Raw genomic sequence first — 25,011 nt, 5'->3', positions numbered from 1 at the left:
AACAGAATAATAAGGGACAGCGCCGTGATTGTGAAATTATTCCCCGAGCGTGATGTCGGGTTGCCACGTCCTGAACTGCTCCAGCGGCATTGGGCGGCCGATCCAGTAGCCCTGAAGATAGTTCACGCCATGCTCGCGCAGCCACGCCGCCTGCTCCGGCGTTTCAACACCCTCGGCAACGGTTAACATATTCAGGCGTTCTGCCAGCGTCAGCACCGCGTCAAGCACTGGCGAGGTGACGGTTTCAGTCCCGATGGCATTCACGAAGCCACGGTCAATTTTCAGGTAATCCATCGTGAAGCGTTCCAGATAGATCAGCGCGCTGTGGCCGGTGCCAAAATCATCGATGGCAATTTCAAAACCTTCTTCGTGCAGCCATTCGAATAGCTGATTAGCCTCGCGGTGGTTGATCATATCGCGCTCGGTTATTTCCAGCACAATCTGGAAGTGATCGGGTGGAAGGGCGGCGGCAAACGCGCGCATATCCTCTTTAAAGCTTTCCGCATGCAGATGCCCGGGCGCGATGTTGATCCCAAACTTGGCCCCAGGCGGGAGCACCGTTTGCAGGACAGGGGCATCGCGGATAATCAGGTCAAAAAGATGCAGCGTCAGCGGGACAATCAGCTTCTGCGCTTCAGCGAAATTAATAAAGGCATCCGGTGGAATTTCTCCCATCACCGGATGCTTCCAGCGCATCAGGACTTCCAGCCCGGTCATTTTGAGCGACTGCGCATCCACGACGGGTTGATAGACCACGTAAAACTGGTCGCGTTTGATGGCCGTTAGGATCTCTTTCCCCGGATTAAGACGGATAGTAAGAATATAGAAATTCAACAGGCCCGCCGCGATACCGCAGACCAGGCCGAAAAACAGGGCGTACAGCACATCATCGGTCGTCCAGGCTTCCGCATAAACATGGATGGTCAGAGGCACATTTTTCAGCGTGGCGGTACGGACCGGGATATCAGGCAAATCACGTGCAGGGACCAGCGTTCCGGAATGGGTTGATAACGCATAATCGCCAATAATGATGGAAATACCGGCAAACTCATCCTGTCTTGAGGTGTAGAGGAGATAAGGAGTCAGGTTAAGATTAACGGAGGTAAATACACCGCCGTCCTTCACCAGTGGGTTGCGATACCAGATGGCAATCGCGGGCTTGTCCGGCATCATGGGGGTGCCCGGCAGGAGCGCCATATCAACCTGTTTATTGATGTGCAGTTCAGGAATAAGCGCTTCCAGAGGGACATTCATCGGGCCGGTGGCGGAAGAGCAGTAGGCGTTTTTATCCCTGACCAGCAAAAAGGCGCGCACATTGATGCTAAAGGCCGCCCGGGAGGTCAGGGCGGCACTCACTTCCTCGCAGCTGTTTAGCGTGAGTGGCTGGAGCGTATCAATCGACATTTTGAGCTCATCAAAATAGCTCTCCATGTAGACGCTTAAATCGGTAATAAGGGTATCGAATCTGACGTCTCGCTTGTGATAACTCCAGTAAAACTGTAATGCTCCCAGGAGCAGGGCAGTGAATAACCCCGTAAGGAAACTGAGAAACAGAATCTTGCGGTTGCTGGAGAAGTAGCGGGTAAACATAGATGTCGTGATTCCTGAAATGCCGCTGGATAGTTATCAGTGTAACGGGCAAAAAAAAACACTGCCGGAGCAGTGCTTTTTTTATCGTATCGCCAGCCAAGGGATAACCAACGATACGACAGCAATATTAACTACGGCTCAGAACGCGGCGAGCTTCGTTGTAGCGCTTCTTCCAGTAAGGTTCGTTCATGCTGGAAATCGTCACACCACTGCTGGTGGAAGCATGGACAAACTGATCGTTACCGATATAGATGCCAACGTGTCGACCGGTTGAACCCGCTCTGAACAGGACTAAATCGCCCGTGCGCAGTTTAGTGCGCGAAATGGATTTGCCCATTTCCTGCTGTTCATAAGTAGAACGCGGAAGGTCTAACCCAAACTGCTCACGGAACGTACGCTGTACGAACGCGGAACAATCGATGCCTTTCTTGGTGCTGCCGCCCAGACGGTAACGCACGCCTTTCCAGTCAGCATACTGATCCATAATACGCGACTTAACGTCGAGATTACGTACCATATTTTCAAATTCATCCTGAGAGGCTTGCAGTGAAGAGGAATCTTCCATTCCCACAACACGCGTCTCAGGATGCATATTCTTCGCGGTATTCGTCGTACTACATGCCGAAAGCAGAACCGCCACTGCAATCGCCGGGATCCCCCGCAAGATATATCTCAAGATTGGTTGAGATTTGACCATTTTGTTTGTTTTCCCTTGAAGTCCTTAACGAAAATATCGTTATAAAAATGCCAACCGTGACGAGACTAATAATCTGTTCACAATGAGACAATTCTTTATGGCGAAAACTGTGGCTCAACGCACAAAATTATTCACCATGATAATTATTATCTCAGTGGGGCAAAACGAGTTCGAGGTTAACCGATTGCACGGGGTATTGCGAGCAAAAAAGTCCGTTTTTTTATAAGAAAATGTGATACACAAAGTTACAGCGCGGAATTGCTCAAAATGCCGCCATTCATATCGGTAATCCCTGCAATTGCTTCATTTTTATCACGAATTGTATGACGGGATGATGACAGCGTTGAATGACGCCGAAAAGAAGTGACGCAGGGATCGAAAACGATCCCTGATGAATGGTGTTAATTTTCGTTATTTATTTGTTTCCGGCTTGTTTAAATTTGCCAGGAAGATAGCGATCAAAAATGCCTATTATGCGATCGCTCAGTGGGGTCATCAGCACCCACGGTAAACCAATTAACACCGCCGTGAGGGAGCCTACGGCGATATCTGTCAGCCAGTGAGCGCCAATCATCACCCGCGGGAATGCAAATACCACCACAATAACCAGGGCGATGGTGAAGGCTTTTTTACCAAAATAGCGCAGCATGAAGCCTGCAAAAATCAGCAGCATCATACCGTGGTCGCCCGGGAAACTGTCCTTCGAGGCATCTTTGGTTGGAATATGAAGCAGCTCGCTGACGCGGTTAATATTCGGGAAAAAGAGCGAAGGACTGGCGCGTTTAACCGGCATCAGATGCTGCGCCAGCTGGTTGATAATCACGGCCGTCAGCAGCATCACCAGGCCGATAATCAGAATACGGCGACGACCCGTTTTGTCTTCCTTCAGCCAGAAGGAGAGCATCAGACAGCCCATTGCCAGCAGCGAACAGCCGTCAAACGCGCGGTTGTTGGTGATCGCCACCAGCCACAGGAAGGCTTCACTCTTCGCCAGCGCCTGGTTAAAGAAGTGGAACAGCCCGGAATCCAGCGGGAACCAGAAACCGTGATCCGCCGGGATATACCAGGAGAAAAAGATCGCCAGGCCGGCAGCGTTGAGCAATAAAATAGCAGGAAGTCGAGTCGTCATAGTCTTCAGCAATGTGTGAAATCAGGGGCAACGTTAGCCGCCCAAACTTAAACGAAGCTTCAACAGGCTTGACTGGAGGGCATTCCAGTCGGTATTAACCGCACTAATTAACTCTATCCGGCTGTCGGGTGGCGCGACGTTCTGGGTTTCAATAAAGAAATCCTCGCCCTGACGGTTAATGCGCACCAGACCATCCGGAGTGCGCATGATCCCTTTTACCCGCTCAACCGGCGCGAGTCTCGCCCATTCCAGTATACCAATGGTGTCGAAAACCGTATCGGCATCGAAGATCCACCCGCAGGCCTGGTGCCCCTGGCCGCTATTCAGGTTGCGACGCCAGCGCTGATGCTCCGGCAGGCTCAGTGCAGCCAGGCCTTGCTTCGCGCCGTGGCTATGCGAATGCTCAGCGCTGGCAGGCAGTTGCGTCTGGTTGAGGCGGGGAAGGTCGAGCAAGGCGCCATCAATGTTGCCCTGGGTCGTCTGCACATACTGACGTCCACCGCCAGCCTGCTGCCACCAGGACTGGAACGCGGCCTGACTCTCAGCCGTCGCGCGATCGGATTTATTCGCCACGATAATATCTGCCGAGGCGAGCTGGTCGCGGAAATTGTCATTATTGATCGCTTTTTCATCCAGCAGCTGGCGGGGGTCGAGCAGGCAAAGCGTCGCACGCAGCTCAAGCCACGGCTCGTATACCGGGGCGGTCAGTAAATCAAGGATTTGCTTAGGATGCCCCAGCCCGGTGGGCTCAATCAGCAGACGGTCCGGCTTGCCCTGACGCAGCAGCGTATTCAGCCCGACCTGCATCGGCAGACCATTCACGCAGCACATACACCCGCCCGGGATCTCTTTCACCATCGCGCCGCTGTCGGCGAGCAACGCGCCGTCGATCCCCACTTCGCCAAATTCGTTGACCAGCACGGCCCACTTTTCCGCCGGGTCTTTATTGGCCAGCAAATGCAGAATGGACGTAGTTTTACCGCTGCCGAGAAAACCGGTGATCAGGTTGGTTTTGGTCACGTGCGCTCCGATAAATAATTGTGATGTAGTAACAACTATCTATCATCCTGACGAAAAAATCGGGCATTGAGAAGAGGGAGGGCGAACGGAGCACAAAACCGTTCGCCTTAAACGCAATAATCGCTAAATTTTTAACGTTTCGATAACGGCCTGGCGCGCGCCGAGCCGGACGAGGCGCTGGTACGCGCTGGTGATTGCCTCGACAAAGACAGGGTTTTGCGGCAGGTCGTCGCCAAAGATTTCATTTAGCGTCAGCAGGGCGCTAACGCGTTCTGCGTCGCTGCTGGTAGCGACAATGGCCTGAAACTTGTCGCTCAGCGGATCGCGTACGTCAATGGCGTTGCCCTGTTCGTCCGTACCGCTGACGTAGCACATCCAGCCCGCCACCCCCAGCGCCAGTAATGGCCAGGCGGTGTTACGCTCAAGATGCACGCGGATCCCATCCAGCATGCGCTGAGGCAGCTTCTGGCTGCCGTCCATGGCGATTTGCCATGTACGATGCTGTAGGGCCGGGTTGGCGAAGCGGTCAAGCAGGCTGTCAGCATAGGCTGTCAGATCAACGTTGGTGATGCGCAGCGTAGGGGCCTGCTCATTCAGCATCAGCCTGCGGGCCGCCTCGCGGAAACTGTCGTCCTGCATACATTCATTTATGTGCGCGTAGCCGGCAAGGTAGCCCAGATACGCGAGGAAGGAGTGACTGCCGTTCAGCATCCGCAGCTTCATCTGCTCCCAGGGCAGGACATCCTCAACCATCTGTACGCCTGCCACCTCCCACTCCGGACGCCCGGCGACAAAGTTATCTTCCACTACCCACTGAATGAACGGTTCACAGCTGATGGCGCAGGGATCTTCAACGCCAAGTTCCTGGGTGATTTCCGCGAGTGAGGCGTCGGTGGCGGCGGGCACGATTCGGTCGACCATGGTACCAGGGAAGCTCACGTGTGCCTCGATCCATGCGGCCAGCTCTGCGGAACGCTTTCCGGCCATGCCGAGAACGGCATTTTTCACCACGTGGCCGTTGTCGGGAATATTGTCGCAGGAGAGCACGGTAAACGCCGGCAGGCCCCGCTCGCGGCGGCGATGAAGGGCTTCAACCAGAATACCCGGCGCGGAATGCGGCTCAGACGGGTGCTCAAGATCGTGCAGGATGCGGCTGTTGCGCATATCCAGTTTTCCCGTCGCCGGATCGATACAGTAGCCTTTTTCGGTAATGGTGAGGGAGACAATTGCCACCTGCGGTTCGCAGAATTTCTCAATAATGGCTGCCAGCGAGTCGAGTTTGGCGTTCAGGCACTCTTTTACCGCACCGATAATAATGGGCTGATTGCCTTCGGCACCTTTCTCCAGCACGGTAAACAGATGATCCTGCGCCCGGAGCTGGCCCATAAGGACATCGCCGCTAAAGAGGCTAATCTCACAAATTCCCCAGTCGCCTCCTTTGGCATTCAGTACCCGGTTTGTTAACAACGCCTGATGCGCCCGGTGGAACGCGCCAAAACCGAAATGGACGATGCGGGAGCGTAACTGCTCGCGATCGTAGCGGGGCTGCTGGACATGAGCAGGAAGCGCGGTGGAGGCAATAGTCTTCATGTAATACACACCTGATTAACCATTAATTAACAATGCCAGTGTAAAGTTATATGACAACAAATTAAATTGGTAAGCCGTAAATATCCCTGTTATGTGAGTTTGATCAATCAATGCCGCGTGCTGTATTGACCACTTCGATTAAACATGTATGGTAGTCGTCATTGAAGTAACACGTATTGGTATAACAACTTGAGAGGGTGGGGCAATGGAACAAACCTGGCGTTGGTACGGGCCGAACGATCCGGTTTCTCTTGATGATGTGCGTCAGGCTGGCGCAACGGGTGTAGTCACGGCGCTGCATCATATTCCGAACGGTCAGGTGTGGCCGGTGGAGGAAATCCAAAAGCGTCAGGCTCAGCTGGCAGAGAAGGGGTTAACCTGGTCTGTTGTGGAAAGTATTCCGGTTCACGAAGATATCAAAACCCACTCCGGTGAGTGTGATACCTGGATTGCGAATTATCAGCAGAGCATTCGTAACCTGGCAGCCTGTGGTATTGATACCGTCTGCTACAACTTTATGCCGATCCTGGACTGGACGCGTACCGACCTGGAATATGAAATGGCCGATGGTTCGAAGGCGCTGCGTTTCGATCAAATCGCTTTTGCGGCTTTCGAACTGCACATTCTGAAGCGTCCGGGGGCGGAAGCAGACTACACCGCCGAAGAGCAGCAGCAGGCGCTGGCGTGGTTCAATGCCGCCGGTGAAGCGGACATTGAGAAGCTGGTTCGCAATATCATCGCGGGCCTGCCCGGTGCGGAAGAGGGTTATACCCTCGATCAGTTCCGCGCGCGCCTGGCGGAATATGGCGATATCGATAAAAACCAGCTGCGTGAAAACATGGCGCACTTCCTGCGCGCTATCGTGCCGGTGGCAGAAGAAGTCGGCGTGCGGCTGGCGGTTCATCCGGACGATCCACCGCGTCCTATCCTCGGCCTGCCGCGTATCGTCTCTACGATTGAAGATATGCAGTGGCTGAAAGAGACGGTGGACAGCATCTACAACGGCTTTACCATGTGTACGGGCTCGTATGGCGTGCGGGCGGATAACGATCTGGTGCGGATGATCGAAACCTTCGGCGATCGCATTCATTTCACCCACCTGCGTGCAACCTGCCGTGAAGAGAACCCGAAAACCTTCCACGAAGCAGCCCATCTTGGCGGCGACGTGAACATGGTTGCGGTGGTGGATGCCATTCTCTCTGAAGAGGTACGTCGTAAGCAGGCGGGGGATGTACGTCCTATCCCGTTCCGTCCGGATCACGGGCACCAGATGCTGGACGATCTGCGCAAGAAAACGAATCCAGGGTATTCGGCGATTGGCCGTCTGAAAGGGATGGCGGAAGTGCGCGGTATCGAGCTGGCGCTGAAAATGACGAAGTATCCTGAACTTCTTTAAGCCTGATCGCCCGGTGGCGCTACGCTTACCGGGCCTACGAAAAACCGGCTCTGAGGCCGGTTTTTGTGTTTTTGTAGGCCGGGTAAGGCGCAGCCGCCACCCGGCAAACGCCGCAATCAGTCAGCACGACCCATATAGCGTTTTTCTTCGATATGGATACGGATTTTCTCGCCCGCTGACAGGTACTCTGGCACCTGTACGACCAGACCGGTAGTCAGGGTAGCCGGTTTGTTACGCGCACTTGCAGACGCGCCTTTGATGCCCGGCGCCGTTTCAACAATTTCCAGATCAACGGTCTGCGGCAGCTCCAGCGCCAGCAGCACGCCATCCCAGGTCAGCACCTGCATGTCCGGCATCCCACCTTCTGGAATAAACAGCAGCTCTTCTTCGATCTGATCTTTAGTGAAGATATACGGGGTGTAATCTTCTTTATCCATGAACACGTATTCGTTGCCGTCGATGTAGGAGAAATCAACGTAGCGACGGGTGAGGGTCACGGTATCGACGATATCGTCGCCTTTAAAACGTTCTTCCACTTTCAGGCCGGTGCGGACATCGGAGAAACGCATTTTGTACAGCGTTGCTGCGCCGCGGGCGCTGGGTGCCTGAATGTCGATATCTTTCACAATCAGCAGTTTGCCGTTGTAATTCAGTACCATACCTTTCTTAATTTCGTTCGCTCTTGGCATTGCAGTAATCCTGTTTACGGGAGGTAAAAAATATCGCGCCAAATTACTCGCGCGCGGCCTTTCAGGCAAGCGGAATTCGTGGGTTTTGCTATCAATACATAAAAGGTGTTACTGTGCGCGCAATGCCCGACTGCGCGGGCATCTGCCACCAACAGAGAGCATGTATGGATTGTCGTTCCGACTGTGGCGCGTGCTGTACCGCACCGTCCATCTCAAGCCCCATTCCAGGCATGCCGGAGGGCAAGCCTGCCAATACCCGCTGCGTTCAGCTCTCTGACACTAACCTGTGCATGATCTTTGGCTCGCCCCTGCGCCCGAAGGTGTGCTCCGGGCTCCAGCCAACCGCCGAAATGTGCGGCAGTACGCGCCAGCAGGCCATCACTTATCTGCTTGAGCTGGAAGCGCTCACCGCGCCTTAAACATCTTTGATTCGCGTCAGGCAGCTCAGCGTCAGGACGCACATCACCAGCGCAATCCAGAACACCGTATGATAGTTCCAGATTTCAGCCACAACGCCCGCCAGTGAGCCTGCAATAATCCAGCCCACGCGGGTGGTATTAGTATAAAGGGTGGTGGCAGAGCCTGCCTGACCCGGCATCAGATCCTGGAAGTAGAGCATGCCGATACCGGCCAGGATACCGATGTAAATGGCGTTCAGCAGCTGTAAAGCAAGAAGCAGGGCTGGCGTATGAACCGTCAGCATACCGACATAAAACAGCAGCCCGGCTACGGCGGCGACGCGCATCAAAAAGCGCTTGCCGAAGCGCTTCGCGTAATAGCCCGCAATCAGCATGGTGGGGATCTCAAGCCCCGCGGCGGTTCCCATCATGATCCCGGCCAGCTTCTCCGGCAGATGCAACTCATCAATAATAAACAGCGGCATATTAATGATATAGAGGCTGTTGGTTCCCCACATTAGCGTACAGATAATGAATAACAGCAGCGCGTCGCGCCGGTTACGTCGCGGAGCTTCCAGCGTACCGGTCGCCACTTTCGGCTCTTTGCGCATGGAGGGCAGAAAGAACCAGACCATTGCGCCGCATACCACGAAGGCCACGGCTGCGCTGAGGTACATCACCGTAAAGCCAAAACCCATCGCCAGCGCGTAGGCGAGCGGGGGGCCAATCACCCAGGCCAGCGACACCTGCGCGCGCAGTATCGAACTGAACATCACCGCTTCTCGCCCGGTGCGGTCGGCATGCTCGCGGGCAAGGGCGAACATCTGTGGGTTGGCGGTCGAGCCGAAACTGCTCAGGAAGACGCCCACGAACAGCAGAATGAAGTAGTTACGGTTCCAGGCAAACAGCAGGCAGGCAAACACCCCGAGCAGGCAGCAAAAAACGATCAGGCTTTTGCGATCGCCTTTGCGGTCTGAACGCCCGGCTAGAAACTGGCTGACGAAAATGCCGATGATGGCGCTCCCGGTGAAGAAGAAGCCAACCATCGCCGGGCGGGCGTGAACTTCGTTGGTCAGAAACAGGCTCAGCGTAGGCGTTTGTAACGCACCGGCAATACCGGTGAGAAAAGCAACGATCAAAAACGCCGTTGACGTCAAATCAAAAGGCTTTGGTGAGGCGGCAGCGGGGGTGTTATGCATGTTCAGTCTTTGCGAGTAACAGAGAGAGGCGGAGTTTACGCCGCCTGTCATTAAATAAACAGAGGGCAAAATCAAGATTGCCACAATAAATCAAAATAGCATTTCAGTTTATCGCCGTTTCGCTGAAGTGTGCTGAACCTGTTTGCTGAACATCAGCAAAAACCTCCCGACTGAAGAAGAAATGTGCTGCACTTCTAAATTCTGCAACAAGAAATGTAACTTTTCTTGCAACCTTTTGTAGAAAAGACAAGACTTCTTGAAACGTTTCAGCGCTATCTTGCCTGTCCTGACGAAGCAGGTTAGCGCCTATTTTCTCAGTTAAGCTGAAACGATTCAATTTCAGCAGGAGAGGAGAATCATGTTCCAGTTATCTGTTCAGGATATTCACCCGGGCGAACAGGCCGGGAATAAAGAAGAGGCTATTCGCCAGGTCGCCGCTGCGCTCGTGCAGGCTGGCAACGTGGCTGACGGCTACGTCAACGGCATGCTGGCGCGTGAACAGCAGACCTCCACCTTTCTCGGTAACGGTATTGCAATTCCGCACGGCACCACGGACACCCGCGATCAGGTGCTGAAAACCGGCGTGCAGGTCTTCCAGTTCCCGCAGGGCGTGCTGTGGGGCGAGGGGCAGGTGGCTTATGTGGCGATCGGCATCGCGGCCAGCGGTGATGAACACCTGGGCCTGCTGCGTCAGCTGACGCACGTGCTGAGTGATGATGCCGTCGCGGAACAGCTTAAATCCGCCACCACTGCTGAAGAGCTGCGTGCCCTGCTGATGGGCGAAAAACAGAGCGAAGCGCTGAAGCTGGATAATGAAACCCTGACGCTGGACGTCGTTGCGTCCGATTTGCTGACGCTCCAGGCGCTGAACGCGGCCCGCCTGAAAGAAGTGGGAGCGGCAGATACCACTTTTGTGACGCGCGCCATCAATGATAAGCCATTAAACCTGGGTCAGGGCATCTGGCTGAACGACAGTGCTGAAGGCAACCTGCGTAGCGCTATCGCGGTCAGCCGTGCTGCGGTTGCCTTTGAGACAGACGGCGAACGCGCCGCGATGCTGGTAACGGTCGCCATGGCGGACGATCAGCCGGTATCCGTGCTGAAGCGTCTGGGCGATCTGCTGCTGAACAATAAAGCTGAAAAACTGCTGAACGCAGACGCGGCGACGGTGCTGGCCCTGCTGACCAGCGACGATGCGCTGACGGATGACCTGCTGAGCGCAGAGTACGTGGTGCGTAACGAACACGGCCTGCATGCCCGTCCGGGCACCATGCTGGTGAATACCATTAAACAATTTGCAAGTGAGATCACCGTGACCAATCTGGACGGTTCGGGTAAACCAGCCAACGGGCGCAGCCTGATGAAAGTTGTCGCGCTGGGCGTGAAGAAAGGCCATCGTCTGCGCTTTACCGCGCAGGGTGCGGATGCTGAACAGGCGCTGAAAGCGATTGGCGACGCCATCGCGGCCGGTCTGGGGGAGGGCGCATAATGAGCAGACGTGTTGCGACCATTACGCTGAACCCGGCTTACGATCTGGTGGGTTTCTGCCCGGAAATTGAGCGTGGCGAAGTCAACCTGGTGCGGACGACCGGCCTGCATGCCGCAGGAAAAGGGATTAACGTGGCGAAGGTGCTGAAAGATCTCGGCATCGACGTCACCGTAGGCGGCTTCCTCGGTAAAGACAACCAGGATGGTTTTCAGCAGTTGTTCAGTGAACTGGGCATCGCTAACCGTTTTCAGGTTGTGCAGGGCCGTACCCGCATCAACGTTAAGCTGACCGAGAAAGACGGTGAAGTGACCGATCTGAACTTCTCCGGCTTCGAAGTGACCCCGGCTGACTGGGAGCGCTTTGTTGCCGATTCCCTGAGCTGGCTGGGCCAGTTTGACATGGTGTGCGTCAGCGGCAGTCTGCCGTCCGGCGTCAGCCCGGAAGCGTTCACCGACTGGATGACGCGCCTGCGCAGCCAGTGCCCGTGCATTATTTTCGACAGCAGTCGCGACGCGCTGGTCGCCGGTCTGAAAGCCTCGCCATGGCTGGTTAAACCTAACCGCCGCGAACTGGAGATCTGGGCGGGCCGTAAGCTGCCAGAATTAAAGGATGTGATTGACGCTGCCCATGCGCTGCGCGAGCAGGGTATCGCTCACGTGGTGATTTCGCTGGGTGCAGAAGGTGCCCTGTGGGTTAACGCCTCCGGGGAATGGATTGCCAAACCGCCTTCAATGGAGGTGGTCAGCACCGTGGGTGCCGGGGATTCGATGGTTGGCGGCCTGATCTACGGTCTGCTGATGCGCGAATCCAGTGAACATACCTTACGTCTTGCTACCGCCGTTGCGGCCCTGGCCGTGAGCCAGAGCAATGTCGGTATTACCGATCGTACCCAGTTAGCCGCGATGATGGCGCGCGTTGACTTAAAACCTTTTAACTAACAGCAGGAGAGGAATAATGAAAACGCTGCTGATCATTGACTCCGGTCTCGGACAGGCTCGTGCCTATATGGCGAAGACCCTGCTGGGCGCGGCGGCACAAAAAGCGCATCTGGATATCATTGATAACCCGGGTGATGCTGAAATGGCGATTGTTCTGGGCGACAAAATCCCCGCTGACAGCGCCCTGAACGGCAAAAAAGTGTGGCTGGGTGATATTAATCGCGCGGTGGCACACCCTGAACTGTTTCTGAGCGAAGCAAAAGGTCATGCGACGGTTTACAGCGCACCTGTTGAGGCGGCGCCGGTTGCCGCCGCTGGGCCGAAACGCATTGTTGCGGTAACGGCCTGCCCGACAGGTGTGGCGCACACCTTTATGGCGGCTGAAGCCATTGAAACCGAAGCGAAAAAACGTGGCTGGTGGGTGAAGGTTGAAACCCGCGGCTCTGTTGGTGCGGGCAATGCCATCACGCCGGAAGAGGTGGCGGAAGCCGATCTGGTGATTGTGGCGGCGGATATCGAAGTGGATCTGGCGAAGTTTGCCGGCAAGCCGATGTACCGTACCTCTACCGGCCTGGCGCTGAAGAAGACCGCGCAGGAGTTTGATAAGGCGCTGGCAGAAGCCAAACCGTATCAGGCAACCGGTGCGGCAAAAACGCCGACCGAAGGCAAGAAAGAGTCTGCCGGTGCCTATCGTCACCTGTTAACGGGCGTGTCTTACATGCTGCCGATGGTAGTGGCGGGCGGCCTGTGCATTGCGCTCTCCTTCGCCTTTGGTATCGAGGCGTTTAAAGAGCCGGGCACGCTGGCGGCTGCGTTGATGCAGATTGGCGGCGGCTCCGCGTTTGCGCTGATGGTGCCGGTGCTGGCGGGCTTTATCGCCTTCTCCATTGCTGACCGTCCGGGTCTGACGCCGGGTCTTATCGGCGGTATGCTCGCCGTGAGCACCGGTTCTGGCTTTATCGGCGGTATCATTGCCGGTTTCCTCGCCGGTTATGTGGCGAAGCTGATCAGCTCGAAGCTGAAGCTACCGCAGAGTATGGAGGCGCTGAAACCTATCCTGATCATCCCGCTGATTTCCAGCCTGGTGGTCGGTCTGGCGATGATTTACCTGATTGGTAAGCCGGTCGCGGGCATTCTGGAAGGTCTGACCCACTGGCTGCAAACCATGGGGACGGCGAACGCGGTGCTGCTGGGCGCAATCCTCGGCGGTATGATGTGTACCGACATGGGTGGTCCGGTGAACAAAGCGGCATATGCGTTTGGCGTTGGCCTGCTGAGTACCCAGACCTACGCGCCGATGGCGGCGATCATGGCGGCCGGTATGGTGCCTCCGCTGGCGCTCGGTCTGGCGACGATTATTGCCCGCCGTAAGTTCGATAAAGCGCAGCAGGAAGGCGGTAAAGCGGCGCTGGTGCTGGGCCTGTGCTTCATCACCGAAGGCGCAATCCCGTTTGCGGCACGCGATCCAATGCGTGTTCTGCCGTGCTGTATCGTGGGTGGTGCGGTGACGGGGGCTATCTCCATGGCGGTAGGTGCGAAACTGATGGCGCCGCACGGCGGTCTGTTCGTCCTGCTCATCCCTGGCGCCATCACGCCGGTGCTGGGTTATCTGCTGGCGATTGTTGCCGGTACGCTGGTGGCAGGCCTGTCTTACGCGGTGCTGAAGCGCCCGGAAGCGGAAGTGGTCGCAAAAGCAGCCTAAAAGAGGTGTCGGGTGGCGGCTTCGCCTTACCCGACCTACAAAAAAAGCCGGGTGCGTAAGCAGCCCGGCTTTTTTTATGCCGCCTGTTCAGCGGTTTGCTGCGCCTTCAGCCAGGCAATCTCTTCCGCCCAGATATCCGGGTTAATGGTTTCGAGCACCATCGGAATACCGTCGAAGCGGGCGTCCTGCATGATAAAGCGGAACGCATCATGGCCGATGTTACCTTCGCCCAGGCTGTGGTGGCGGTCAACGCGGCTGCCGAACGCGCTTTTCGCATCGTTTAAGTGCATACCGCGAAGGTATTTAAAACCGACAATACGCTCGAACTCCTCGAAGGTATTTTTCGTGGCCTCGGTTGTGCGCAGGTCATAGCCGGCGGCAAAGGCGTGACAGGTATCGATGCACACCCCCACGCGGGATTTATCTTCCACGCCGTCGATGATCGCCGCCAGATGCTCAAACTTAAAGCCGAGGTTGCTGCCCTGACCGGCAGTATTCTCAATCACCGCCGTCACGCCCTGGGTTTTATCCAGCGTCATGTTGATGGACTCGGCGATGCGCGCCAGACAGGCGTCTTCGTCAATCTGCATCAGATGGCTGCCGGGATGGAAGTTCAGCAGCGTCAGCCCCAGCTGTTCACAGCGCTGAACCTCATCCAGGAACGCTTCGCGGGATTTTTCCAGCGCCTCGGCAACCGGGTGACCGAGGTTAATGAGGTAGCTGTCATGGGGGAGGATTTGGCCAGGCCCATAGTGGTATTTCTCACAGGCGGCTTTGAAATCATCAATCACTTCAGCGGTGAGCGCTGCGGCGCGCCACTGGCGCTGGTTTTTGGTGAACAGGGCGAAAGCGGTCGCCTCGATTTCGGCGGCGCGAATGGCGGCATTCGCAAGGCCACCGGCAGCGCTGACGTGCGCTCCAACATATTTCATAAAAAGACTCCTGTTAACCCGAAATGCCTATGATAGCGGGTTAACAGGAGAAGGACGAGATGGTTTATGCCAACAGGCTGTGTACCGCAAGGTTAATCGCACCACCGCCAACGATTAGCCAGATGAACAGCACCAGCGCCATCAGCAGCGGTTTCGCGCCGGCTTTTTTCAGCGCGCTGACGTGTGTGGTGACGCCCAGCGCCGCCATCGCCATCGCCAGCAGGACCGTATCCAGCGTCACCAGCATATCCACCATCGCTTTTGGCAGCAGGTGGAAAGAGTTGAAGACAGCGACCACGATGAACAGGATCGCAAACCACGGAATGGTGATTTTGCTTTTCTCGCTGCCGCCTGCCGGAGCAAGCTGTTTAACCCGCGCCGCGAGGAAAATCAGGAACGGGGCCAGCATCATCACGCGCAGCATTTTGGCGATGACCGCCGCGTTTTCCGCTTCCGGGTTAATGGCGTGACCTGCCGCCACCACCTGCGCCACTTCGTGCATGGTTGAGCCGATATAAATGCCGTAGGTTTCCGGACTAAACCAGTGCGCCACCAGCGGATACATGGCCGGATACAGGAAGATCGCCAGCGTACCGAAGATAACTACCGTCGCGACGGCAACCGTGACTTTACTGGCTTCGGCTTTAACGACGGGTTCTGTTGCCAATACCGCCGCCGCGCCGCAGATGCTGCTACCCGCACCGATCAGCCAGCTGGTCTGTTTGTCCAGCCCAAAGATCTTCTGGCCGATAAAGCACGCCAGTAAAAAGGTGCTCGAAAGGGTCAGGACGTCAATGGCAATCCCGCTGACACCGACATCCGCAATCTGCGAAAAGGTGAGACGGAAGCCATAAAGGATGATCCCGAGACGTAATAAATGCTGCTTGGCGAAAATCACGCCGCCGTCGCAGGATTTCCAGATGTGTGGATAAACGGTGTTCCCGACCACCATGCCAAGCAGAATGGCCAGCGTCAGGGCGCTGAACCCTGCGCCGGCAACCGCCGGTATACTCCCGCCCCATAAAGCCACGCCGGTAACCACGGCGCTGAGCGCGAGACCCGGCACGAAGTGCCACACTGTACGATGATGTTGTAAGGTGATTTCTGACATAACCTTCTCCTTTGTCTGGCTAAAGGTTACGGCGCTCTGGCTTAAAAATAAAATTGATTATATATTTATAATCAATCTTTATAAGTGGTAAGCAACCATGCACATTACATTGCGTCAGCTGGAAGTTTTTGCCGAGGTGCTGAAAAGCGGCTCGACAACCCAAGCGTCACAAATGCTGGCGCTCTCGCAGTCCGCCGTTAGCGCGGCCTTGACCGATCTTGAAGGGCAACTGGGCGTTCAGCTTTTCGACAGGGTAGGAAAGCGGCTGGTGGTGAACGAACATGGCCGCCTGCTGTATCCGCGTGCCCTGGCCTTGCTGGAGCAGGCGACGGAGATCGAACAGCTGTTCCGCGAGGACAACGGCGCTATTCGCGTCTACGCCAGCAGCACGATCGGTAACTACATCCTGCCGGAAGTGATTGCCCGCTACCGCCGGGATTTTCCGACCCTGCCGCTGGAAATGAGCGTCGGCAACAGCCAGGACGTGATCAACGCGGTGATCGATTTCCGCGTGGACATCGGGCTTATCGAAGGGCCGTGCCACAACGTGGATATCATTGCGGAACCCTGGCTGGAGGATGAGCTGGTGGTGTTTGCCTCCCCGGCCTCTTCTTTACTCCAGGGCGAGGTGACGCTGGAGCGTCTGGCGCAGGCGCAGTGGATCCTGCGAGAGCAGGGCTCCGGCACGCGTGAGATTGTCGATTATCTGCTGCTGTCTCATCTGCCGCAGTTCCAGTTAGGGATGGAGTTAGGTAACTCCGAGGCGATTAAGCATGCGGTGCGTCATGGCCTGGGCATTAGCTGTCTTTCCCGACGGGTGATTGCCGAACAGCTGGAGACCGGCTCTCTGGTTGAGATCCCCGTTCCGCTGCCGAAGCTGGTGCGCACGCTGTGGTGCATCCATCATCGTCAGAAACACCTTTCCAGCTCGCTCCAGCGTTTTCTGCGCTACTGCGCCATTTAACGTTCCCCGGTGGCGCTTCGCTTACCGGGGCTATGTGCGCTTATCACCCCACATTTTTATGCTTTACTTATAATCCTGGCCGAGTCATGAAGCTCTCTTATAACTGAGCATTTCTGCCGGAAGCAACGCAGATCGTCTGCTACAATCGCGCCTCATTTATTGAATGGACAGCATTTTCACATGGTTTCAGAAACTAAAACCACAGAAGCGCCCGCGCTACGTCGCGCACTTAAGGCGCGTCACCTGACGATGATCGCCATTGGCGGCTCCATCGGTACGGGTCTTTTCGTTGCCTCTGGCGCAACAATTTCGACAGCCGGCCCGGGTGGGGCACTATTCTCTTATATCCTGATTGGCCTGATGGTCTACTTCCTGATGACCAGCCTGGGTGAACTGGCGGCATACATGCCGGTGTCTGGTTCGTTTTCGACCTACGGACAAAAATACGTTGAGGAAGGCTTCGGCTTCGCGCTGGGCTGGAACTACTGGTACAACTGGGCGGTGACCATCGCCGTTGACCTCGTCGCGGCACAGCTGGTGATGACCTGGTGGTTCCCGGACACGCCAGGCTGGATCTGGAGCGCCCTGTTCCTGGCGGTCATCTTCCTGCTGAACTACATCTCCGTGCGCGGCTTTGGCGAAGCGGAATACTGGTTCTCTTTGATTAAAGTGGCAACCGTCATCATCTTTATCGTCGTCGGTGTGGCGATGATCGTTGGTATTTTCAAAGGGGCTGAACCGGCGGGCTGGAGTAACTGGACTATAGGCGATGCGCCGTTTGCCGGGGGCTTCTCGGCGATGATTGGCGTGGCGATGATTGTCGGCTTCTCCTTCCAGGGTACCGAGCTGATTGGTATCGCGGCCGGTGAATCCGAAAACCCGGAGAAGAACATTCCGCGCGCGGTGCGTCAGGTGTTCTGGCGTATCCTGCTGTTCTATGTGTTCGCGATCCTGATTATCAGCCTGATTATTCCGTATACCGACCCAAGCCTGCTGCGTAACGATGTGAAAGACATCAGCGTCAGCCCGTTCACGCTGGTCTTCCAGCACGCGGGTCTGCTCTCTGCCGCGGCGGTGATGAACGCGGTGATCCTGACGGCGGTACTGTCTGCGGGTAACTCCGGGATGTACGCCTCCACCCGCATGCTCTACACCCTGGCCTGCGACGGTAAAGCGCCGCGTATTTTCTCGAAACTGTCTCGCGGTGGCGTGCCGCGCAACGCGCTGTATGCGACCACGGTGATTGCGGGTCTCTGTTTCCTGACCTCCATGTTCGGCAATCAGACGGTCTACCTGTGGCTGCTTAACACCTCTGGTATGACGGGCTTCATTGCCTGGCTGGGCATTGCCATCAGCCACTACCGTTTCCGTCGCGGGTACGTCAAGCAGGGTCATGATCTGAATAATCTGCCGTACCGGTCAGGGTTCTTCCCGCTGGGGCCGATCTTCGCCTTCGTTCTGTGCCTGATTATTACCCTGGGTCAGAACTATGAGGCCTTCCTTGCGGACACCATTGACTGGGGCGCCGTCACGGCCACCTATATTGGCATTCCGCTGTTCCTGATCATCTGGTTTGGCTACAAACTGACGAAAGGAACACGCTTCGTTCGCTACAGTGAAATGGATTTCCCGGAACGATTTAAACAATAACCGCACTTCCTCTCTTTTAGCCCGCTCAGTTGAGCGGGCTTTTTTATGGGCAGATCAGAAGCTGTAGGTCATGCCGACGGTATAGCGACGGCCATCCAGCACGGTGTCATACGTATCGTAATCAATCTGCTTATCGAGCACGTTATACACACCGGCAGTAACCAGCAGGTTTTTGTTGGCGTTGTAGCGCATACCGACATCAACCTGAGTGTAGGACGGCGTACCCTGGGACATTGACGTGCGGCTCAGGTACTCAGACGTTTTACCGCGCAGGTTCAGACGGCTCCAGAATCCGACATCTGGCGTCGCCTGCCAGTCCAGGGTAGTGTTGAACATGTGTTTCGGCATTTTGTTCAGTGGCTTGCCGGAGAACTGGCCGCTCTTCTGCTCGGACTCCGTATAGGTGTAGTTTGCAGTCCAGTTCACATCGCGCGTGATTTTCCACCCGAAGGAGGACTCCACACCGCGCATGTTGGCTTTGTCCACGTTGACGCGATCGCTGACGAAATCATAGCTGTGATCGCCAATCGTACAGGCGGGATCGGCGCTGCTGTTACAGCGGCGAACTTCCGTAATCTTGTCCTTGAAGTCGGTATTAAACAGCGTTACGCCGGCATTCAGGTTATCGTTGTTATCCCAGAGCAGGGCGAGCTCTTCGCTCAGACTCTTCTCTGGTTTCAGATCCGGGTTGCCAACGATGATACCGTCAAGACGGCCGCCACCCGTTACCTGGCCCCAGCTGGCAGACGACTGACGCAGATCCGGCGCACGATAGCCAGCCGAAACCCCGCCTTTTAACGTCCACTGATCGGCCAGGTGCCATACGCCGTAACCGCGCGGCGTCCAGTTAGTACCGTAGTTTTGGTCTTTGTCCATACGCAGGCCGCCGGTCAACGTAAAGCTTTCCGTCATTGCCCATTCATCTTCGGCAAACAGGGCCCAGCTCCAGCGCGTCAGTTTGTTCAGGCCGTCAGCAGCTTCCAGCTGATTACCCTTGTCGCGCAGTTTCTCATAACGATACTGCCCGCCGAGGGTCAACGTATGATCGCCGAGGAAAATCTGGTTCTGGTTGTTGAAGGTGGTGTTATAGGAGCGCATTTTGCGACCTGGATTATTGGTCTCTTCCTGCTGGATATAGCTGGTGGTATTGAAATCGTCGTAATACCCGCTGTGGGTTAACGAGTAGGTCGTGTGTTCATAGCGCGAGTCGCTTTTGGTATTTGGCGTACAGGTTGTTCCCCGGCAGGTTTCAGCCGCTTTCGACATCCCCGGGGTGCTGTTTCTGTCCTGAAGCTCGCGAGCAAAGTCGAGGTCGAAATCGTTCTTCTCGTCCGGCGTGAAGTTCAGCGTAATGCCACCGTTACGCATTTTCTGCTCGTTATAGCCGTTCACGATTTTATCTTCTGCGCGGCGTGACAACAGCCCCGTCACTTTTGCGCCCAGCAGTCCGTCGATCAGGGGACCAGAAGCGTAGGCGTTGGTCTGGAAGATATCGCCGGAATCATTGTTTTCCTGGAAGGTCGCATCGCCATGCAACGAACCGGTCCAGGCTTTAGTGTTCGAGACTTTTTTGGTAATGACGTTAATTACGCCACCCATAGCATCGGAGCCGTAAAGCGAGGACATCGGGCCGCGGATGACCTCGATGCGCTCAATGGACTCCAGCGGCGGCAGCCAGCCTTGTTCAATACCCGAGTTGTCGCTGTTGGGGCGGGTGCTTCGCGTACTGACGCGTTTGCCGTTCACCAGGAACAGGGTGTACTGAGAGGCCATGCCGCGAATACTGATATCACTGCTGCTCCCGCCGCCAGTGACGACAACGCCCGGGACGTCTCTCAGGGCATCGGTAACATCACGGTAGGCTTTATCTTCAATCTGCTGTTTTGAAATCACAGAGATGGAGGCGGGGGCATTCTGGATTTTTTGTTCAAAACCCGTCGCGGTGACGACAACGGTGTCCTGATCGGCTGCGTGAACGAAGGGGGAACATGTGGCAGCGCCAATGGCGACGGCCAGGAGCTTAATGCGCGGTATTGTCATTTGTACATTCCGTATAAAAATGAATAAAACTCCATCGGGATAACCCTGAGAACTGTATGATTTTGTCTTGTAAGAACTCTTTGAGATGGAGAAGAGCCTGGAATTGTACAAAAGAATGTAGAATTGTAAACACAAATGATAATTGAAATCATTTGTGTTTGGGTGTCGGCGACAGAAATCAGGCTGGATTCAAGCGGATAAAAGTATGTAAAGAGGGGGAGGGGAAGACCCGGTAGGCAGGAGGCGCTACCGGGCAAAAGGCGGAACTTATCTGAACAGATGCTCCGCATGGAAGCGGAGATGATCCTCAATAAAGGACGCCATGAAGTAATAGCTGTGGTCGTATCCCGGCTGAATGCGCAGCGTTAGCGGCCAGTCCTTCTGGCGCGCGGCTTCCGCCAGCACCGCAGGCTGTAGCTGTCCGGCGAGGAACTGATCCGCATCGCCCTGATCGATAAGCATTGGGATCGCATTCACCGAATCGCTCGCCAGCATCAACGCGCAGCTGTCCCATTCCTGCCATTTTTCTGCATCTTCACCCAGATAGTGCGTAAAGGCTTTTTGCCCCCACGGCACCTGCGTTGGGTTCACAATCGGCGCAAATGCGGACACGCTGGTGTATTTCCCCGGATTTTTCAGCGCCATTATCAGCGCCCCGTGGCCACCCATCGAATGTCCGCTTATCGCGCAGCGCTCGCTGACCGCGAACTGAGAGTGCACCAGGGCAGGCAGTTCATCGCGAATGTAGTCATACATGCGGTAATGGCTCGCCCACGGTTGTTCCGTGGCGTTGAGATAGAACCCGGCGCCTTTACCCAAATCGTATCCGGCATCGTCGGCCACGTCATCGCCACGCGGGCTGGTATCTGGCATCACCAGCGCAATGCCCAGTTCGGCGGCAATACGCTGGGCACCCGCTTTGGTGGTGAAGTTTTCGTCGTTGCAGGTCAGGCCTGAAAGCCAGTACAGCACCGGTGGATTGTCCGCAGGGGGCAGGAAAATGCTGAACGTCATAGCACAATTCAGCGTGGTGGAGTCGTGCCGCCAGCGCTGCTGTCGACCTTCAAAACAACGATGCTCTTCGAGCAGTTCCATGCAGGGCTCCTTAAAGGTAAGACGATTCATAAAACGCATAATACAGAGTTTTCATTGACCTGTGAGCAACTTTCACTTTCGCAGGACGGCGAGATGTTGCATCATAAATTTACTTTTCTTTAACAATTGGAGCGATCATGGCGCTGCGTATCGCGCTCAGCGGATTTGTGGTTCTGGTCGTGGCGATGGGGATAGGGCGCTTCGCCTTCACGCCTCAGGTGCCGCTGATGATAGCCGCCGGGCAACTCACGCTTACCAGCGCGGGGCTGGTGGCGGCAATGAACTATCTGGGCTATCTGGTGGGGGCATGGGATGCCATGCGCGCCCATCGCTTCGTTGAAACGCGTCTCTGGCTTGGCATCACCGGTGCGGTGGCGCTAACGCTGCTCTCCGCGGCGGCAGATAATGCCGTTGTTCACGGTCTGCTGCGCTTTGTGATCGGCTGCATGAGCGGCTGGTCGATGGTGCTGATTGCCGCCTGGACCAACGAGCGGCTGGGGCAGCTGGGCAAACCGGGACTCAGTGCGGCCGTCTTTGCCGGACCCGGGGCCGGCATCGCCCTGAGCGGCCTGCTGGCGGTCTATATTCAGGCGAAATCCTTGTCCGCCGGGGCGGCATGGCAAATCTACGGCGTACTGGCGCTGGTGCTGATTGTGCTGGTGGCGCGCTACCTGCCGCGGTCCGGGCAGCTCCATCGGCCCGGTACCGCGCCTGAACCGCTGCTGCTGACCGCAGATCTCAAGCGTCTGGTCTGGAGCTACAGCCTGGCAGGGTTCGGCTATATCCTCCCGGCGACCTTTTTATCGCAAATGGCGGCGGTGCGTTTTCCTGGCAGCCTGTTTGCCCAGTTTGTCTGGCCGATATTTGGCGCCGCCTCGGTGGTGGGAATTGCGCTCAGCATTGCCCTGCGGCATACATCAAGCGCTAACCGCAGGCTGGCGATTGTTCTGTGGTTACAGGGGATTGGCGTGCTGGCGGCCTGGCTGCTGCCGGGCATAGGCGGCTTGCTGACGGGTGGGCTGCTGGTGGGCGGCGGATTCCTCTGCGCCGTGCAGCTCTCTCTTTTGTATGGTCGCGAGCTGGCGCCAGACCACACGCGTTATATGGCGGGACTGCTCACCACCGGGTATGCCATTGGTCAGCTGGTGGGTCCGGTCACGTCGGCACTGTCGACCTGGCTCACGCATCGGCTGGAACCTGCGCTGGGGCTGGCGGGGATCGCGCTGTTCGTTGGCGGAGCGTTAGTCTGGAACCGTCAGGCTGAAAGGCAACAGCAATTGCAATAATTATCGTCGTGAATACTGGATTATGTGCGTCGCCTCACGCACAATGAGCGCACACTTTTGCCACAACGAGGGCAAAAGACGCCACACCTGCAGGAGAAAAGAATGTCATCACTCAGTAAAGAAGCAGCCCTTGTCCATGAAGCGCTGGTTGCGCGCGGTCTTGAAACGCCACTGCGCCCGCCCGTGCAGGAGCTGGACAATGATACCCGCAAGAGTCTGATCGCCGGCCATATGACGGAGATCATGCAACTGCTGAATCTCGATCTGAGCGACGACAGCCTGATGGAGACGCCGCACCGCATCGCGAAGATGTACGTCGACGAAATTTTCTCCGGCCTGGATTACGCGAACTTCCCGAAAATCACCGTCATTGAAAATAAGATGAAGGTCGATGAGATGGTGACGGTACGCGATATCACGCTGACCAGCACCTGCGAGCATCACTTTGTGACCATCGATGGTAAAGCGACGGTGGCCTATATTCCAAAAGATACGGTCATTGGCCTGTCCAAGATCAACCGCATCGTGCAGTTCTTTGCCCAGCGTCCGCAGGTGCAGGAGCGTCTGACGCAGCAGATCCTGACCGCACTGCAAACTCTGTTGGGTACTAACAACGTGGCGGTGTCTATCGACGCGGTGCACTACTGCGTGAAAGCGCGCGGCGTGCGTGATGCAACCAGCGCAACCACCACCACTTCGCTGGGCGGCCTGTTCAAATCGAGCCAGAACACCCGCCAGGAGTTCCTGCGCGCCGTGCGTCACCACAACTAATCAGACAGGGCAGGGACCATGGAGCGAAACGTCACGCTCGATTTTGTTCGCGGCGTCGCCATTCTCGGTATCCTGCTGCTGAATATCAGCGCCTTCGGTCTGCCGAAGGCCGCTTATCTGAATCCTGCGTGGTATGGCGACATCACGCGCAGCGACGCCTGGACGTGGGCAATCCTCGATCTCTTTGCACAGGTTAAATTCCTGACCCTCTTTGCGCTTCTGTTTGGCGCGGGACTTCAGCTTCTCCTCAAACGCGGTACGCGCTGGATCCAATCGCGTTTAACGCTGCTGGTTATCCTCGGTTTTATTCACGGGCTGCTGTTCTGGGACGGCGATATTCTGCTCGCGTATGGTCTGGTGGGGCTGATTTGCTGGCGGCTGATCCGCGACGCGCCCGGTGTGAAAAGCCTGTTTAATACCGGCGTGATGCTCTATGTCATGGGACTGGCCGTGTTATTGCTGCTTGGCATGATTGCCGATGCTTCCACCAGTCGTTCATGGATCCCGGATGCGGCCAACCTGCAATATGAGCAGTTCTGGAAGCTGAAAGGCGGCATGGAAGCGATAGGCAACCGGGCCGATATGCTCGGCGATAACCTGCTGGCGCTGGGCGCGCAATACGGCTGGCAGCTGGCGGGGATGATGCTGATGGGCGCAGTCCTGATGCGCACCGGCTGGCTGAAAGGGGAATTTAGCCTGCGACACTATCGTCGTACGGGAGCAGGGCTGGTGCTGCTCGGCGTGATCATCAACCTCCCGGCGGTGATGATGCAGTGGCATCTTCAGTGGGATTACCGCTGGTGTGCATTCCTGTTGCAGGTGCCGCGCGAACTGAGCGCGCCGTTCCAGACTATTGGCTATGCGGCGCTGATCTACGGCTTCTGGCCCCAGCTTTCCCGCCTGTGGATCGTCAGTGCGGTGGCCTGCGTTGGGCGGATGGCGTTAAGCAATTACATCCTGCAAACGCTGATATGCACCACGCTTTTCTACCGATTCGGCCTGTTTATGAAATTCGACCGCCTGACGCTGCTGGCTTTTGTTATTCCGGTCTGGATTGTTAACGTGGTGTTTTCGGTTGTCTGGCTGCGTTTTTTCCGCCAGGGCCCGCTGGAATGGGCATGGCGACGGTTAACCGTCCGTGCTTCGGGCGTGTCATTGCGTAATACATCCAGATAACGATCTGGATCACAATCATTAACAAAACGGATGTAAGCGTTTTCATCTGTGTGAGCTTCTTCACGTAGTCTCCTCTCTCTCGCTGCCAGAATAGCCACCTTGCTAAACACAGGGGGTGTCTGTGAGTTGCTGCAATCCTTTAAAGGGTG

21 protein-coding genes are annotated in these 25,011 nt (G+C 56.1%); 10 read left to right on the top strand and 11 right to left on the bottom strand.

The genetic code is table 11. The features are described 5' to 3' along the window. Positions 1–36: 36 nt before the first annotated feature. The 5 genes from SK50_RS17365 to SK50_RS17345 form a co-directional block, all read right to left on the bottom strand. Positions 37–1,590, bottom strand: a complete 1,554-nt coding sequence (locus SK50_RS17365; protein ID WP_045343796.1) for a cyclic di-GMP phosphodiesterase — start codon at positions 1,588–1,590, stop codon at positions 37–39. 127 nt (positions 1,591–1,717) lie between these two features. After that, positions 1,718–2,287, bottom strand: coding sequence for a bifunctional murein DD-endopeptidase/murein LD-carboxypeptidase (gene mepS / locus SK50_RS17360; protein ID WP_003859364.1), 570 nt, complete (start codon positions 2,285–2,287; stop codon positions 1,718–1,720). A gap of 415 nt (positions 2,288–2,702) precedes the next feature. Beyond that, the gene (locus SK50_RS17355) at positions 2,703–3,416 is read right to left on the bottom strand and encodes a phosphatase PAP2 family protein (RefSeq protein WP_017693036.1); all 714 of its coding nucleotides are present in this window, start codon (positions 3,414–3,416) and stop codon (positions 2,703–2,705) included. A gap of 33 nt (positions 3,417–3,449) precedes the next feature. Further along, the gene (locus tag SK50_RS17350) at positions 3,450–4,436 is read right to left on the bottom strand and encodes a CobW family GTP-binding protein (protein WP_017383393.1); all 987 of its coding nucleotides are present in this window, start codon (positions 4,434–4,436) and stop codon (positions 3,450–3,452) included. Between the two features lie 123 nt (positions 4,437–4,559). Continuing rightward, complete coding sequence (locus SK50_RS17345; protein WP_048229753.1) at positions 4,560–6,026, bottom strand: mannitol dehydrogenase family protein; 1,467 nt, start codon at positions 6,024–6,026, stop codon at positions 4,560–4,562. Positions 6,027–6,231: 205 nt separating this feature from the next. Here SK50_RS17345 and uxuA point away from each other — a divergent pair, with 205 nt between their 5' ends. Further along, the gene (gene uxuA, locus SK50_RS17340) at positions 6,232–7,422 is read left to right on the top strand and encodes a mannonate dehydratase (RefSeq protein WP_017383391.1); all 1,191 of its coding nucleotides are present in this window, start codon (positions 6,232–6,234) and stop codon (positions 7,420–7,422) included. A 116-nt stretch (positions 7,423–7,538) separates the two neighbouring features. On the opposite strand, the gene yeiP is transcribed toward uxuA, so the two are convergent. Next, positions 7,539–8,111 carry an elongation factor P-like protein YeiP gene (gene yeiP / locus SK50_RS17335; protein ID WP_003859355.1) on the bottom strand — a complete coding sequence of 191 codons (573 nt, stop codon included), beginning with the start codon at positions 8,109–8,111 and terminating at the stop codon, positions 7,539–7,541. A gap of 164 nt (positions 8,112–8,275) precedes the next feature. Between yeiP and SK50_RS17330 the strand changes: the two genes are divergently transcribed. Further along, entirely contained in the window at positions 8,276–8,530 is a 255-nt protein-coding gene (locus SK50_RS17330; RefSeq protein ID WP_003859353.1) for a YkgJ family cysteine cluster protein, read from the top strand. On the opposite strand, the gene setB is transcribed toward SK50_RS17330, so the two are convergent. Continuing rightward, the gene (gene setB / locus SK50_RS17325; RefSeq protein WP_015572310.1) at positions 8,527–9,708 is read right to left on the bottom strand and encodes a sugar efflux transporter SetB; all 1,182 of its coding nucleotides are present in this window, start codon (positions 9,706–9,708) and stop codon (positions 8,527–8,529) included. The genes SK50_RS17330 and setB overlap by 4 nt on opposite strands. 358 nt (positions 9,709–10,066) lie before the next feature. Here setB and fruB point away from each other — a divergent pair, with 358 nt between their 5' ends. From fruB to fruA, 3 genes are read left to right on the top strand one after another with little or no spacing between them, the layout of a single operon-like run. Continuing rightward, positions 10,067–11,197: a fused PTS fructose transporter subunit IIA/HPr protein gene (gene fruB, locus SK50_RS17320; RefSeq protein WP_017693041.1), complete on the top strand. Its 1,131-nt coding sequence runs from the start codon at positions 10,067–10,069 to the stop codon at positions 11,195–11,197. Then, positions 11,197–12,135 carry a 1-phosphofructokinase gene (gene fruK / locus SK50_RS17315; RefSeq protein ID WP_006811313.1) on the top strand — a complete coding sequence of 313 codons (939 nt, stop codon included), beginning with the start codon at positions 11,197–11,199 and terminating at the stop codon, positions 12,133–12,135. The genes fruB and fruK overlap by 1 nt, the downstream gene beginning before the upstream one ends. Before the next feature lie 16 nt (positions 12,136–12,151). Further along, the gene (gene fruA, locus SK50_RS17310; protein WP_032103241.1) at positions 12,152–13,837 is read left to right on the top strand and encodes a PTS fructose transporter subunit IIBC; all 1,686 of its coding nucleotides are present in this window, start codon (positions 12,152–12,154) and stop codon (positions 13,835–13,837) included. A 74-nt stretch (positions 13,838–13,911) separates the two neighbouring features. On the opposite strand, the gene nfo is transcribed toward fruA, so the two are convergent. Both nfo and SK50_RS17300 read right to left on the bottom strand, forming a co-directional pair. Continuing rightward, positions 13,912–14,769: a deoxyribonuclease IV gene (gene nfo, locus SK50_RS17305; protein ID WP_017693043.1), complete on the bottom strand. Its 858-nt coding sequence runs from the start codon at positions 14,767–14,769 to the stop codon at positions 13,912–13,914. Between the two features lie 64 nt (positions 14,770–14,833). Further along, a complete protein-coding gene (locus SK50_RS17300; protein WP_017383388.1) occupies positions 14,834–15,880 on the bottom strand; it encodes a YeiH family protein in 1,047 nt (348 codons plus the stop codon). Positions 15,881–15,977: 97 nt separating this feature from the next. Here SK50_RS17300 and yieE point away from each other — a divergent pair, with 97 nt between their 5' ends. Then, a complete protein-coding gene (yieE, locus tag SK50_RS17295; protein WP_017383387.1) occupies positions 15,978–16,844 on the top strand; it encodes a DNA-binding transcriptional regulator YeiE in 867 nt (288 codons plus the stop codon). 180 nt (positions 16,845–17,024) lie between these two features. Beyond that, positions 17,025–18,494: an amino acid permease gene (locus SK50_RS17290; protein ID WP_045343786.1), complete on the top strand. Its 1,470-nt coding sequence runs from the start codon at positions 17,025–17,027 to the stop codon at positions 18,492–18,494. Between the two features lie 54 nt (positions 18,495–18,548). On the opposite strand, the gene SK50_RS17285 is transcribed toward SK50_RS17290, so the two are convergent. After that, entirely contained in the window at positions 18,549–20,534 is a 1,986-nt protein-coding gene (locus SK50_RS17285; RefSeq protein WP_015572315.1) for a ligand-gated channel protein, read from the bottom strand. A gap of 267 nt (positions 20,535–20,801) precedes the next feature. Beyond that, positions 20,802–21,629, bottom strand: a complete 828-nt coding sequence (fghA, locus tag SK50_RS17280; RefSeq protein WP_017383386.1) for an S-formylglutathione hydrolase — start codon at positions 21,627–21,629, stop codon at positions 20,802–20,804. Positions 21,630–21,766: 137 nt separating this feature from the next. Between fghA and SK50_RS17275 the strand changes: the two genes are divergently transcribed. The 3 genes from SK50_RS17275 to yeiB all read left to right on the top strand — a co-directional run bounded on the left by SK50_RS17275 (position 21,767) and on the right by yeiB (position 24,862). Then, positions 21,767–22,915 carry a YbfB/YjiJ family MFS transporter gene (locus tag SK50_RS17275; RefSeq protein ID WP_017383385.1) on the top strand — a complete coding sequence of 383 codons (1,149 nt, stop codon included), beginning with the start codon at positions 21,767–21,769 and terminating at the stop codon, positions 22,913–22,915. A gap of 102 nt (positions 22,916–23,017) precedes the next feature. Beyond that, positions 23,018–23,686, top strand: coding sequence for a GTP cyclohydrolase I FolE (gene folE / locus SK50_RS17270; RefSeq protein ID WP_015572317.1), 669 nt, complete (start codon positions 23,018–23,020; stop codon positions 23,684–23,686). Positions 23,687–23,704: 18 nt separating this feature from the next. Next, a complete protein-coding gene (gene yeiB, locus SK50_RS17265; RefSeq protein ID WP_048229752.1) occupies positions 23,705–24,862 on the top strand; it encodes a DUF418 domain-containing protein YeiB in 1,158 nt (385 codons plus the stop codon). The last annotated feature ends 149 nt before the right edge of the window (positions 24,863–25,011 follow it).

The sequence above is a fragment of the Enterobacter sp. BWH64 genome (genome assembly GCF_001037645.1).
In the GTDB taxonomy this organism is placed as follows: domain Bacteria; phylum Pseudomonadota; class Gammaproteobacteria; order Enterobacterales; family Enterobacteriaceae; genus Enterobacter; species Enterobacter hormaechei_C.
The sequence above is the reverse complement of the archived record's forward strand: the minus strand, read 5'-3'. Positions and strand labels throughout refer to the sequence as shown.